The organism is Peptoniphilus sp. HCN-40583, assembly GCF_037892835.1.
In the GTDB taxonomy this organism is placed as follows: Bacteria; Bacillota; Clostridia; order Tissierellales; family Peptoniphilaceae; genus Aedoeadaptatus; species Aedoeadaptatus rachelemmaiella.
In genome coordinates this window covers 1-13,627 of the sequence record NZ_JBBKBU010000018.1, presented here as the reverse complement: position 1 = coordinate 13,627, position 13,627 = coordinate 1, and the positions used below count along the sequence as shown (strand labels likewise).

12 protein-coding genes and 3 tRNA genes are annotated in these 13,627 nt (G+C 41.4%); all 15 read right to left on the bottom strand.

Annotation, left to right across the window (positions count from 1 at the left end; translation table 11 throughout):
- A complete protein-coding gene (locus WKT05_RS06670) occupies window positions 1-906 on the bottom strand; it encodes a PfkB family carbohydrate kinase (protein ID WP_340413462.1) in 906 nt (301 codons plus the stop codon).
- On the bottom strand, window positions 903-2,582 hold the full coding sequence (locus WKT05_RS06665; protein WP_340413461.1) for a phospho-sugar mutase: 1,680 nt from the start codon (window positions 2,580-2,582) through the stop codon (window positions 903-905). The genes WKT05_RS06670 and WKT05_RS06665 overlap by 4 nt, the downstream gene beginning before the upstream one ends.
- A gap of 1 nt (window position 2,583) precedes the next feature.
- Entirely contained in the window at window positions 2,584-3,057 is a 474-nt protein-coding gene (ybaK, locus tag WKT05_RS06660) for a Cys-tRNA(Pro) deacylase (protein ID WP_215507291.1), read from the bottom strand.
- A 190-nt stretch (window positions 3,058-3,247) separates the two neighbouring features.
- Entirely contained in the window at window positions 3,248-4,273 is a 1,026-nt protein-coding gene (locus WKT05_RS06655) for a DUF2871 family protein (RefSeq protein ID WP_340413460.1), read from the bottom strand.
- Entirely contained in the window at window positions 4,260-4,817 is a 558-nt protein-coding gene (locus tag WKT05_RS06650; protein ID WP_215508915.1) for a TetR/AcrR family transcriptional regulator, read from the bottom strand. The genes WKT05_RS06655 and WKT05_RS06650 overlap by 14 nt, the downstream gene beginning before the upstream one ends.
- 125 nt (window positions 4,818-4,942) lie before the next feature.
- Window positions 4,943-5,833, bottom strand: coding sequence for a hypothetical protein (locus WKT05_RS06645; RefSeq protein ID WP_340413458.1), 891 nt, complete (start codon window positions 5,831-5,833; stop codon window positions 4,943-4,945).
- 305 nt (window positions 5,834-6,138) lie between these two features.
- On the bottom strand, window positions 6,139-6,801 hold the full coding sequence (locus WKT05_RS06640; RefSeq protein ID WP_340413457.1) for a recombinase family protein: 663 nt from the start codon (window positions 6,799-6,801) through the stop codon (window positions 6,139-6,141).
- 1,743 nt (window positions 6,802-8,544) lie between these two features.
- Window positions 8,545-10,323, bottom strand: a complete 1,779-nt coding sequence (locus WKT05_RS06635) for a DEAD/DEAH box helicase family protein (RefSeq protein WP_340413455.1) — start codon at window positions 10,321-10,323, stop codon at window positions 8,545-8,547.
- Between the two features lie 85 nt (window positions 10,324-10,408).
- Window positions 10,409-10,804 (bottom strand): hypothetical protein, encoded by a 396-nt coding sequence (locus tag WKT05_RS06630; RefSeq protein WP_340413454.1) that lies wholly within the window; start codon window positions 10,802-10,804, stop codon window positions 10,409-10,411.
- Window positions 10,805-10,827: 23 nt separating this feature from the next.
- The gene (locus tag WKT05_RS06625) at window positions 10,828-11,175 is read right to left on the bottom strand and encodes a hypothetical protein (protein WP_340413453.1); all 348 of its coding nucleotides are present in this window, start codon (window positions 11,173-11,175) and stop codon (window positions 10,828-10,830) included.
- 591 nt (window positions 11,176-11,766) lie between these two features.
- On the bottom strand, window positions 11,767-12,135 hold the full coding sequence (locus WKT05_RS06620; RefSeq protein ID WP_340413452.1) for a hypothetical protein: 369 nt from the start codon (window positions 12,133-12,135) through the stop codon (window positions 11,767-11,769).
- Window positions 12,136-12,276: 141 nt separating this feature from the next.
- Window positions 12,277-13,233: a tyrosine-type recombinase/integrase gene (locus WKT05_RS06615; RefSeq protein ID WP_340413451.1), complete on the bottom strand. Its 957-nt coding sequence runs from the start codon at window positions 13,231-13,233 to the stop codon at window positions 12,277-12,279.
- 123 nt (window positions 13,234-13,356) lie between these two features.
- A tRNA-Arg gene (locus WKT05_RS06610) sits at window positions 13,357-13,433 on the bottom strand.
- A gap of 3 nt (window positions 13,434-13,436) precedes the next feature.
- Window positions 13,437-13,511, bottom strand: a tRNA-Gly gene (locus WKT05_RS06605).
- 3 nt (window positions 13,512-13,514) lie between these two features.
- Window positions 13,515-13,600 (bottom strand) — tRNA-Tyr (locus tag WKT05_RS06600).
- Window positions 13,601-13,627: the final 27 nt, after the last annotated feature.

The following is a 13,627-nucleotide window of genomic DNA, read 5'->3' as shown; positions in this document are numbered from 1 at the left end:
TTATACCTCCATTCGTTGTACATCGATTTGATTCATGCGTCCTTTTAAATCAGCGAAGTCCGCTTCGCCTTCGGTGGTTGCCGCCCCGTGAGCCAGCTTCAATACCGTGGGGGCGTCGTATTTTCTGACGATGCCCGCGGCCAGTGCCAATGCGGCATAATGGGCATCGAAACTTCCTTTTTTGTCTTCATTTTTCGCAAAGTAGTAGCTTCCGCGAGCTCGGAGAATGGATCCCCGCTCGCTTCCCGTGACCAGAATCAGGGGAATTTCGCCGCCGTAAAGCGTATCTAAGGCCGAGACAATCTCGCCTAAAAAGTGAATGGGCTTGTTTATTTTTGCCGCCAACACATGGCGGTTCACGACGAGGCCGAAGGGCTTCGCTTCTTTCACAGCTTCCTCATCATCCGCTTCAGAAGCTAGGATAATCACCGGCTTCGACAGTTTCCGCGCGTAGCGTACCAAGGGAAGTTTCATCCCGTCGGCTTCTCCCGTTCCCGTGGATTCGCAGAGAACCACGGCATCCGATTTTTCCGCTTCCCTTAAAAAAAGATCGTAGAAATCCACCATATCTTCCCGCGTGCGCCGAGGCTCAGCGGTTTCGATCGTGGTCTTTTTATTCTTTTCCTCCAGAATAACGTGCTCCCGGGTTTCGTCGCGAAGATTTTTCGCCACCACCTGGGTGCCTTCTGCTTCCATCAGCTTTTTATAGCGCCCCCCGGCGTCGCCGCCGAGAAAGGTCATGAGCCGCACCGATTCATTGATGCTTCTTGCAAGCCGCGCCATATGGGTGCCGTATCCCGCCGGTGTGGTCTGCTTTTCACTTGCGCGGGATAGGGCGCCTTTCGGGAAGCTTTCGCCTTTCAGGCGCTCTTCCAAGATGGGATTGGTATCGACGAGAAGAATCATGCTTGATTAAATCGACGGATAACGGCAGACTCGATCCATTCGATTTTCTCCTTCGCTTTTTCTTCGTCTTTGTCCTTGGTGTAAATATACAGCTTGATCTTCGGCTCCGTACCGGAAGGACGCACATAGAATCGACTGCCGTCGTCCATGTGGTATTCCAATACATTGCTGGTGCCGATGCCCTCGACGCCCTCGGCGTAGTCCACGATTTTTTCCACTTCCAGGCTTTCGATGGAATCCATGGGATTTGCCCGCAGATCCTTCATAATGCCTTGAATCAAAGCCTGACCTTCTCTGCCTTCTTTCACCACGGAAAGGAGCCTTTCTCCTTGATAGCCGTAGGTCTTAAAGATTTCGTCCAGCACTTCCGGAAGGCGCTTATCGAAGCTCAGGTAGTAAGCCGCCATTTCAGCCACCATCATGGACGTGACGACACCATCTTTGTCTCGCACGTGGTCGCCGTAAACATAGCCGATGCTTTCTTCAAAACCGAATAAAAATTCATACTCGCGGGTATCGTCCCATTCGTTGGCCAGGGCACAAATGTTTTTAAATCCGGTCAAGGCGTCGAACATGGTCACGCCGTAATGGGCGCAAATTCTGCGGCCGATGTCGCCGGTGACGATGCTCTTCACCACGGCGCCGTTTGCCGGCAGATCGCCTTTCGCTGCGCGGCGGGACAGAATGTATTCGAGAAGAAGGGCTCCCGCTTGATTGCCCGTAAAGGGAATAAACTCCCCGGAGGCATCTTTTGCCACCATGGCGACGCGGTCGCAATCCGGGTCGGTGGCGATGAGGATGTCCGCATCCACTTCTTTTCCCAGGGCCAACGCCTTTTCAAACGCCTTGATATCCTCGGGATTGGGATAGCCTACAGACTTAAAGGTGCTATCCGGCGCAATTTGTTCTTCAACCAAATGAATGTTCTCAAATCCACGCGCCTTCAACACACGGCGAACGGGCAAATTCCCCGTGCCGTTTAATGGCGTGTAGACGATGGAAATATCTTTTTTTATGTCCTCTTCCACGGCCTTGGCCAAGGTGAGGGCGTAGTATTTTTCTTCCAATGCTTCATCGATCACGTGGATGAAGCCTTCCTCTTTGTATTCGTCGAAGGTTTTTTCCGGCCACACGGTGTAGTCGAATTTGGCGATTTCCCGGGAGATTTCATCGGCGATGTCGTCGCGAATTTGGGAGCCTTCCTTCCAATACACTTTATAGCCATTGTATTCCTTCGGGTTGTGGCTCGCCGTCACCACGATGCCCGCTTGTGTCCCCAATTCCCTTACGGCAAAGGACAACATGGGCGTGGGACGAATATCCGGGAAAATGTGCACCTGAATGCCGCAGGAAGCCAGCACCGAAGCGGCGACTTTCATAAATCGCTCACTTCTTTCACGCACATCCCAGGCAATGGCGACGCCGCGGTTCATGGCTTTTTGCCCCCGCTTCTCGATGACGCCGGCCAGCCCCCGCGTGGCGCGGGCGATGACCTGTTCGTTCATGCGGTTCATGCCCGGACCGATTTTTCCTCGAAGGCCTGCCGTTCCGAAGGCCAGCTCTTGGTAAAAACTGTCCGCTATTTCGTCGTCGGTCATCGTCGAAAGCGCACGGCGGTCTTCGTCGCAGAGGGTGATCAGTTTTCCCCACTGAATAAATTCATCGTGAATCGTCATTTCAACCTTCTTTCGTAATATCTTCAAAAGTCGCATCAATTAACCTGCCCAATTCTTCGGGATTGACGCGCATTTGCATTCCCTTCTTCCCGGCGCTGACATAAATCGCATCGTATAGAATGGCGGTCTCGTGGATGTAGGTAGGAAATAATTTTTTCATCCCTACAGGCGAGCAGCCGCCTCGTACATAGCCGGTAAGGGGCAAGAGATCTTTTACGTGAAGCATCTCAATTTTTTTCTCACCACAAACTTTGGCTGCCTTTTTTAAATCCAATTCTTCGGCTACGGGAATAACGAAGACGAAATGTTCCTTGTCTTTTCCCTCAGTAATCAATGTCTTAAATACGGCTTCCACGGGCAAATGGTTTAGCTCGGCGATTTTTACGCCGTCCACCTCCGCGTCTTGATCGTATTCGAAGGTTTCATAAGGGATACCTTCAGCATCTAAATGCCTGAGTGCATTCGTCTTTTTCATAAAAACACCTCGTTTAATCTATACCCGTTTTCAAAAATCTAGCGACAAGAGCTTGAAATCGATTCTCCCTATTTCCGAAGATTATTATAACATGGATAAATCGGGGGACACAGCGGATTCTCCCGCTCAGGTACAGGCAATAAGAAAATAAACACAAAAAAATCGACACAATCCCTTGTGCCGATTCCCTTTAAGCTTCGATTACTTTCAGTCCCGATGCCGCCGCCCATATGAATGCTGCAGTAAGGAGTATGTGTCCCACGCCGGAGACGGCCACCATGCCGATGCGGGCGACATCACCGACGGTGTAGCTGTCGATCATGCCGTGCAAAAACATGGCGCTGAAAGAAAAGAACATGCCGAAATTATAAATGGTGAGGATTTTTTTCAGGCGGGCGTTTTCAAAAGCACGGTCACGAAGAAGCAAATAGACTAATGTCAAAAGAACAAAGCCTAACACGATTAAGTGGACGTGGAGGAATGCCATTTTCGAAACCACCGGGTAGATCTTTCCGATTTCCCGATAAAAGGCCCCGGCAAATACGCCGAAAAATAAATAGGCCATGGCAAATTGCAGCAGATCATTTTTGTCAAACTCGCCTTTTAAATTGCCGTAAAGCGTCCAAACGATGAGGACATACATCACCGTCTTCGGCATCATTAACATGCCGATGGTGGGCATGGTTTCTTTAAATAAAACAACCGGCACGTAAAAGAGGAAACTAAAGAATACATAGAGGTATAGCTTCCCGAAGTTTGTATTATATCGTTTTTTGTATAGCAGCACGATATCCACCAGGCCCATGATCACAAAGGGAATATTTGAAATCAAGCCCATGGTTTGGGCGTGGTTGAACGATAAAATCACTGTCCAGATCCGAATAAGAAATAGCCCCGGCATGAGAACATCCAACGTGCGATTCGATGCTTTCATCTCCCGCCGAATGTAATAGTAAAACAGGAGATAGAACAAAGACATGGTCATGGCCGAGACGCGGGTGCCGAAGAAAAGATCTGCAGCGTGGAGCTCAAATCCGTTGGCCTGTACATTGGCAATAATCCTTGGAATCAAATGGAAGGCATCGCCAAAGCCCAGGAGCATGGCCATGGCCCCCACGAGGCCGCTGTTTTCCTTTCGCAGAAGCAACATACGGATGCCCAGAAAAATGACAAAGATTAAATACATGCTGTCGAAAAACAGCTCAAATTCTTTCATCGCCGATCCCTCCCAACAAATACTCGATGTATTGTTTCGACGCTTCTCTAAATTCTTCTTTCGTGTAGTCCTCGATCATGCTGTCCTTGATTAACTCGTGAAAAACCGCCATCATGTATAAAATTATATGGGCTTCGCTCTTGCCGTAATGCTTTTTTACAAAATCCTTCCCATGAGAAAGGCTGCTCTTTTCAAAGGCAAGAAACTGCGGGCGGTACAGATTTCTTAAATTGTGATCGTAAAGGGCTTCAAGTAAATAGTCCTGATACGCCCATAGGGTAGCCTCCGGATCGTGATGGTTCTTTTCAAGCAAATCAAAAAAAACATGATGCACCTGCCCCGTGGCTTCCTTCAACACGGTGAAATAACAATCGTCTAAATCGTCGAAATATTGGTAAAACGAACCGCGGGCAATGCCCAAGGTTTTTACAATAGCCGTTACATTAATGGATTCAACCGGCGTTTCTTCAAAGAATTTTCGCAATTCTTTCTGTAGCCGTTCTTTTTTAGATGGTTCTAAATTTTCAAATGTCGCTCTTGCCATAATTCCTCCTTAATGACACATTGTCACTTCTTAAATGATACGCTATTGACCCCTCTTTGTCAACGTCGCTTCTCCAAATAAAAAAATGCCTCGATACCCATCGAAGCATTTTAGAAAAACTGAAACTACACGTCCAAATCCAAATCATCGACATCGCCTGCGTCGTAACTGTCCCAATAACTGTCGTAATCGTCATAAACCTCTTCATCGTCGCCCTCGCCGTCGTAGTCTTCATCATAGAAGACATCCTGTTCTTTAAAGGACGCATCGCCGAAATTTTTGTGCGTGAAGATGCTCCGATCCGGCGTCTCCTCCCGGCGGCGTTCCTCTTCTTCGATGATCCAATGGACGAGCCACCATTCAAAATATTCCTCATCGATAAGTCGGGCCTCTTCCTCTTCTGCTCTTTCACGACGAAGATCCGTCGCCGGTTCAGAAGGCCCATGAGATTTAGATTCCCCCCTCGCATCCTTCACCAATCTCTCCAAGGCGTCAAACTTGACGCTGAAATTCGCTCTTTTCAAGGAATCTCCAGAGGCAAATAGCGGGGACTCCACCTTTTCCAGAAAAAAATCCGCCAAAGTGTTCAGAATCGTTCTTAAAACTTCCAAATTCCATAAGGACCCGTCCTCGTTATAAACGGCCCCCTTATCCATGAGCACTTCTAAATCTAAAATAGCTTTAAATTGACGGTCTTGAATCAAATAGGGATCGGTAATGGCCAGGCGCGCCAAAAAACCGGCGACCTCTTCACTAATGTTACCGGCAATGATTGTGTCGTAAACGGTCTTATAAAAGGTTCGCGCCGATTCGATCACCTCATCAAGGTTCTCTTCCTCATCCTCAAGACCTAAGGAATGAATGATCCGCTCTCTGTCCAAGGGATTTGATGTCGGACGTTGAATGAAATGAGCCCCTTTTTCTACGGGATACGAAGTGCGTTTAACATTATAAGAAATAATCATGGCGCCAAATGCCACGATCAGAAACACGAAAAACAATACGTATGGGTCCATCCAATCACCCCTTCGACGAAAAATACATCCCCTTGCAAAAAAATATATCCGTTGGCATACCTGCTCCGATTAAAAATCATTATCGTAAAATCCATTATTCTATGAATGCAATAAAAAAGCAAGCTTACCTAAGTAAACTTGCTTTGGCGTACCGCAAAGGATTCGAACCCTAACGCACTTAAGATTCAATCTTTGAAGCCTCATCAACTCTCGTTTGATCGTATAGCCCGTCGCCATTGACTTGTATTTATTTATATCTGAATTCATTTTGAACCTTAACTTAAGTTACCATAAGCCTATTCAAATTACAACACTTCTTCCTCGTATTCCTTCATGATCTTATAGAAGGTGTTACGCTTTAGCCCTACAAGTTCCATAAACCTTGTAGCGGTAATTTCTTTACCCTTCCACTTTGGATAGTTTGCTTCTATAATCTCTCTTTGTTGATCCGTTAGCGTTGAATAGTTCATCTTCGGTCTACCCAACTCTACCCCTTTCGCTTTGGCAAGGTCGATTCCTTCCCTTTGGCGTTGCCTTATCTTCAGTCGTTCTTCTTCGGCTATAGCACCTAACACTTCGATTAGAATGTTGTTCACCATCTCCATGACCCATTGAGAAGATTGTTCGCCCTCTAAGTCTACCAGCGTTGTTGGAATGTTAAGTATCTTCACCCTTATGCCTTGCTCTTTGAGGTGTTCCAGTTCCCTTTTGATTTCTTCCTTGTTACGTCCTAAGCGGTCAAGTTCCTTCACAATAAGCGTATCGCCGGAACGTAACATGGTGTTCCGAAGTGCAGAATAGTTTTTTCTCTTGAAGTCTTTTCCGCTTGCCTTGTCAACAATCATATGACGTTCGTCAATAGAAATTCCTTTTTGATTACAATAATCATAAATCGCTTTTACTTGCCTATCCGCATTTTGTTCTTTCGTCGATACTCTCGCATAACCGTAAGTATAACTATCTGCCATAATAGAACCCCCTTTTGATTTGGTGATTCTATTTTAGCCGAAGTGTTTTTAAATGTCCAGTCTTTTTTATAAACATTTGTAAATTATTTTTGCTATGTTTATAAACGCCGTTTCTGTTTGTTTCGCTTAGTTTGTTTTTGTGTACTTTTATAAACAGATATTTTTAAATGGTCATGAATAGAAATCTTCCGTTTGTTCCTTCTATGTATGGTCGATAAACCTTTAGCAACAAAAAAAGATGGATCATATTTCCATTCTGTTTTGAATCTATGATTCATGAATCATTCTATTCGCTTTAAATCATCAGCAACAAGAAAATAATAGGCGGGGAAGGCTATACACTCTCTATTCATACGCTCTATGATTTGTCGTAGTATATTATCCCCTACTTTCATATCTGATTCATACCATTAGCACCTAAACGAATTAGAAGGGGGGTAGTTAACTAATCTTTAAAAAGTTTTATCGGTTGATAATATGCCCCCTAACCCCTTCCATAAAATTGGCGAAGAAAAAAGAATAGGGTTGTCTCCTCATCTCCGCCACAGTCGCCTATACACTAACTTTTTTTATGCCCGTTTTCCGAAACTTTGACATGGAGAGACGGCTCTGTAACGTACTATTCTATTTCAGTTGCTATATAATGGCTTGCTTTCAACGTTTGAATAAGTAGGATCATTTTGATCCCCCTTTGGTGAACCTAGAAATTTCAATGCTCATACTGTCGTGTTATTCGTTCCCATTATGAATTTACGATGAAAATCCTACACCGTTTCGGTGTATGCTATTAAATATACTGATTCAACGCTACTACCCTTCGCCGGTACTTCACTAAATATGGTTCCATCATCTATGACCTAACTTCTACGTTTAGCACAAATGAACATGAATCTTCTAAGTTAAGCAATCATAAAAGGGTTATGGTTAAGAAAAAATAAACGCCTTAAGAACATGTGTTCTAATTGTTCACTTCATATTCAATGCCTATCAATCATGGACTGATCTTTTAAACATTCACTTTTCCTATGTTATATTTTTGTCAAGTATTTTCTCTATTTCTTTTTCTGTATTACCTAACCTATACGCCTACTTCATGCCATTTGTTTGACTTGATCTTTTAAAGTTTAGCACTGAATGATTGTTAATAACTTATCAAGTAAATAGGTTCTCTATATATGGCTAAGGATAACCTCTCTTAATCTGCTATTCTTGTAAAAATAAATTCTAAAAAAAGAAACTTAACAAGATGAACCATCACAACTTAGGAAGTCCCAAGCCGGAAGAACCCGTCAGAATATAAGAACGAATCCATCATTCTTCTTGTCTTATCAACTCTATGATGAACCTACATACTTTGGAAATAGACTAAACTTAATAAAGACAATTTAATCATTCGAAAATTTTTTCTAATTTTCTCATGGAGGATTGTTGTTACTCGTCATCTTGTCACCCTACGTCAAGAGTGTGGACTTTCAGATACCTTCGTCGTTCCTCGCCAGGTATTCGCCCAATTCAGAGAATGAAAGTTATCCTGTTATGGAATCTTGCTACTCGTCAAGAGAAGCGAAAACCTCAATCTTTGTATGCTTTTTTAAAATCAAGACGGCGAATAGAGGCTTTTCTGCCCCCTATCGCCTTAATCTTTAATCTAATTTAATTTAAGAATGCGTTTCAAATATGTGTTGTTCTAAGATTGACGCACTTTCTATATATAGTAGTAAATTTGCGTCAATTTAAGAACATTCATTCTCTACCATATCCAGTTCTTTCGATAAATTTATAAATTGTCTTGTTTCGTGATTCTCCTTTTGTAGGCTTGAATGATTCTATCTCGTAACCATATTCAATCAACTGTTCATTGATTTTCATATAACTTTTTAACGGCTTCCTATTCTTATTCTTAAAATTCAATTCTTTCGCCAATATATCAAATTCATCTTTTAACAATTCCCTATTCCCATACTTCGAGAACGTACGTTCTATTGCTTGTGCCTTTTGCTTTTTCTCTTCTTTTATTTTTCGTTTCTGCTTTTTTTGTTTTATGCGTTCAATCTCTGCTTTGTCTTTTTCAAATTCCTGATACAGTTCTTCTATACCATAAACTTCGCTAATCACTAATTGTTCATCACTTTGTGTGAAATAGGAATATAAGCATTCAAAGTAACTAAAGGTAAGTTTCTTATAAACGCCAATTCGAAATTCTTTCAGATCTTCGTATGCTTGTATTTGCGCCGTCAGTTGCGCTCTCTTAAAAATGTTATCCGTTAAGCTTCTATTTCTTTTTAGTGATGTTATGTTGTTTTGTATGCTTGAATAGTCCGGCACGGCAATCATAACATGAATCGGGTTGTTTGTACGCCTATCTTTCGTTCTGATTCTACCCAGCATTTGGATTGCTTCATCGTAGCTAACTTCTTCTATGAATATTCGCTTAACGTTCGCATCCTTAATATTCACCCCGTTATCTAACGCTTTCGTTGTTACTAAAACATCGGCGTTGAATCGCTCGTTCTTGATAATGTTTTCTCTTTCTCTATCGTTAATAAATTCGTTAAATCCATTCGAGTCGTAACGACTACATATAAACAAACCACCTTTCAAGGATTTGTCTATCATTTTTCGTCCTTCTGCTTTTCCAAAGAGATGAAACCCCTTCATTTTGTTGTTTGTGAAATAAATTAGCTTATCTTTTGGGTTAGATTTACTTAGTTCTTGTTCCAGTCGCTTTTCTTTGTTTCGCTCATGAATAAATTCAAATGTGTAGCTGCTTGCAGTGTGTTCCAGTATATCTGTTTGCCAGTAATTGAGTATTGGACTTTCATCCTTCCCTGCGTACTCGAGTTCCACTGTTATATCTTGAGGCAATGGTTTCAATATCACGATCTTTTGATTCTCTTCTACATCATTCAACACCTCAAATTCCCTAATTGCTTCTATCAGAGTTTCAGGTGTTGCCGTCAAATACAGTTTGGTAACTTTATTCTTGTTAAAAATATAACTAAAGTGTTCGGCGGTTTTATTGTTGAATGTGCTATCCGTTGTGAAGTAGTGGGCTTCATCTAAAATAAGATAATCCAAATCCTGGATCTCTTCCCTGATGAAACGCTCTGTTTTTTCAAATGCTTCAATGATTGTTTCCTCTTCCTCTTCGTCTAACATCCTGTTTTTATCTTTGGTATTTAATTCTTCTATGAATACCAATGCTTTTTCTTTGGCAGATTTTGAATCATCTAAGGCTTTATCTATGATCTGATAACAATAGCTTGGAATCTGAATGTTTGAAATCTTCATGAATTGGTTTCTATAGATTTTATCCCTCGTTTGTCCCTTTAGTAATGCACGATTCGAAAAAATGGCTATCTTGCTTTTTGGTTTCTGCTTTACAAGATATTCAAATAAAAAATTTGTCTTGCCTGTTTCTACAGGTGATGAAATCAATATGTTCTTTTTGCCCTGTTCTTCAAGTTTTAAGATGTCCTGATATAGTTCTTTTGAATTGACGTAGATTTCTTGATCAGTCATAACTTCCCTTTTCTTCTATATGTCATACTACTAAGGGGAAGTTCCCTTCCCCCGTTCGTATAATTTTCTGCTTCTCTCTTATAGTTTACTTACTTTCGTATCGTCTCACAATTGGATTCGAACCTAATTCTTTTCGCCGGTTCATATCCTTAATACTGGCATAAAAATAATAGGCACTATCTACTAAGGTTTGAATATTGAATCGCCAATCTTTTTTTGTGTTTCGCTTATGGTTCGGTTTCTTGCCCATACGATGAAGGCAAGGCGTGAAATGAAATTCTATGTCTCGTTCCGTATCATCTAAGTAAATGGTAGCTATGGCTATATCTGTTTTCTTGCTCTTGCTTTTCTGATAGATCACTACACGATTTCCGTTATTTTCTGTCTTTATGTCCAGTCCGATTCGGTTCATCTGATCGTATAGTTTTAAGTACTGATCCACGAATACATTCACATATTCAAAATCAATTCCGCTATTCATTTTCTTTTGTTCCTTATCTATTTTTATTGCTCCTTTTGATTATCTACAAGCTTTTTAGCGTTAAGGTAATAAGTGGCTATGCTTCTATAAAGTGTTTCCACATCATCTTGTACTGTTCTGTTTTTAAATTTCTTCGGCTTCGCTTCGGCATATCGTTTTCTATACGCCACATAGGAATCAATGTTAAAACACATCGGATAGTATTTTTCACTTGCTAAATAGATAAGAACAACAACTTTACTTTCGTTCATTTCCTTATCGAAGTAGTAAATAACGACTTTTCTTCCTCTATCTTCTACCTTGCTTCGAAGTCCTATACGGTTCATGTTTTCCATTAGTGCTTTATAGCTTGTAACATTTTGAATTTCCAATTATTTTTCTCCTTATCAGATTATTTTAGCTTCTATTTCAAGGCTCTAGGTTCTAATTTAAAGCGTTTTAATTTTATCTTGATACTTACACTTGCCTGAAAATAGAAAAAGGCTATTGCTGTTTAGCACAATAGCCTTATGAATTTGTTATGGTTCATCGAAAAGAGAAGTTGAGTATCGAATGATGCTCATCGCCTTAGCAGTTTCTTTTCTGCTTTATGTTTCGTCTATTGGCTTGCCTTGTAGTGGAACAATATGTAGGCTTCGCCTTTATGAATCAGTTGGGTTGCTTATGGCTCGCACGATTTTCTAAGTAACTTTAGTAACATCACCTTCCTAATTTGATCTATTTTTGTGAACATCACTATCTCTTATTCTCTTTTCACTTATATTATACCCATTTAGGCAAGCGTTAACAACCTTTCTTCAAATTTTTTATCTTCTATAACCCGCATGGTTAAGCCGTTTATATTTGTAATTGAATCGTAATATAAGAACATTGATTCGTTTTTTATGCTTGTTTTCCCATTTTTCCCGCTCGCTATCATGATCTAAATTAAAAGCCCTAACATAAGCGTTAGGGCTTCTTTCTTAATAGTCCGTTAGGAAATCTTCTAAATCAATATCTTCATAATCAAAGAACGGTTCTTCTTCACAATCAATTGGCGGATCGTATTTAGCTTCTTGATTCGTAAGAACAAAGGTAAATACTAAATTTGCGAATTGGTGAACGGGTATATGCCAATCTTGTTTCCGCTCGCCAACTGTATTGACTTGTGAACAGTAATAATCCCGAAGGTTATCAATGTTGAATTGTACTTGTGCCGGTGAACCCGACGACGTATCAATCTCTGCTAAAATACTTACATCTCCACCTTCGCTAACGGTAATGGTGTCCTCTTCGAAGGTTGTTTCACAGCCGCAAAATTCCATACACTCTTCAAATTCTCTATAATTCATTCCAATTCCTACCTTTCATGCTTCTTTTTTGTTACTTCTTCTTATTTGAGGCTCTCACGTCCATTTTAAGGCGTTTTAATCTTTTATAGATGGAATTATATTCCTATTTATCTATAATGTCTTATATTTGATTGTGTAGCCTTATATGGTGATATTATCCTTGTTTCTAATTCTAAAGCGTTGATTATCTCTGTTCTTCTTCCGTATAAGCCCTTTTATAGGCGAAGCGGTCTTGTGCGAACGTAACAGGTCATTTTCATCGATCTGAATATATTTTTTTGTCGTGTTCAGATTGCTATGCCCCATGACCTTTTGAAGATAAAGAAGATTCCCTTCATGGCGAAGGTATTCTGTTCCGAAGAAGTGGCGTAGTTGATAAGGTGTTACCTTTACGCCTGCTAACTTTGAATAACGCTTCATGTTATTTCTTAGGACGTGTGTTTCCATTTCTTCGCCGTCTTCCGTTAAGAATAGATGGTCCTTGTTCTCCCATTGACTTAAGACGATTTCCCGAAGATCGACAAGGCTGTTCTTCACTTCATTAGATATAGGCGTAATACGATCTTTTTTCGTTTTTGTAATGTCTTTTGTGAGGAAGATATATCCCTTCTGCAAGTCTACATGACTCACCTTAAGGCGTACCACTTCCGCTGGTCTTATGCCGGTATCTGCCATTAGCAGAATCATTGTTCTATCTCGCTTACCCACATAACTGTATGAAGGTATAACCGCCAACAAGGCTTCCAGTTCTTCAATACAGGTAGGCTTCGGCTGGTCATCTTCTTTTCGCCTTGTGATCTTTAGTTCCTTGATTGGATTTGCTTTCAGTATCTCTTCTTCAATAAGAAAATTAAAATAGCAATTCAAATGTGCCCGTTGATTATTGAACGCCATATCAGAATACCAATTGATCTTGTAGAAGAAGTCCGCTGTTTGCTCTAGGAGATTGTCATAATCCATCGGCTTTTCAGTTTGGTGTTCAAAGTTCATGAATATTTTGCGATAGCTTTCTAAGGTAATTTCTTTAATGCCATTCACTTTTTTAGACAACAAAAAACGCATTTGCAACGTGTCTAGTTTAAATTGACTTTTCTTCATATCACCCTCTTTTCATACTCCAATAGTTAGAGGTTAAAAGAATTCGGATATAAAGTAAGTTATTTAAAATCTAAACACGCAACAAATGCGTATTTCTGCTAAGCTTACCTAAGTAAACTTGCTTGGCGTACCGCAAAGGATTCGAACCCTCGACCTTCTGGTCCGTAGCCAGACGCTCTATCCAGCTGAGCTAGCGGTACAAATGGAGCGGAAGACGAGATTCGAACTCGCGACCCTCGCCTTGGCAAGGCGATGCTCTACCACTGAGCCACTTCCGCATATGGTGGAGGAGAGTGGATTCGAACCACTGAAAGCTGAGCTAACGGATTTACAGTCCGTCCCCTTTGGCCAACTCGGGAACTCCTCCATATGTAATTGCATCCATTTTAGAAAA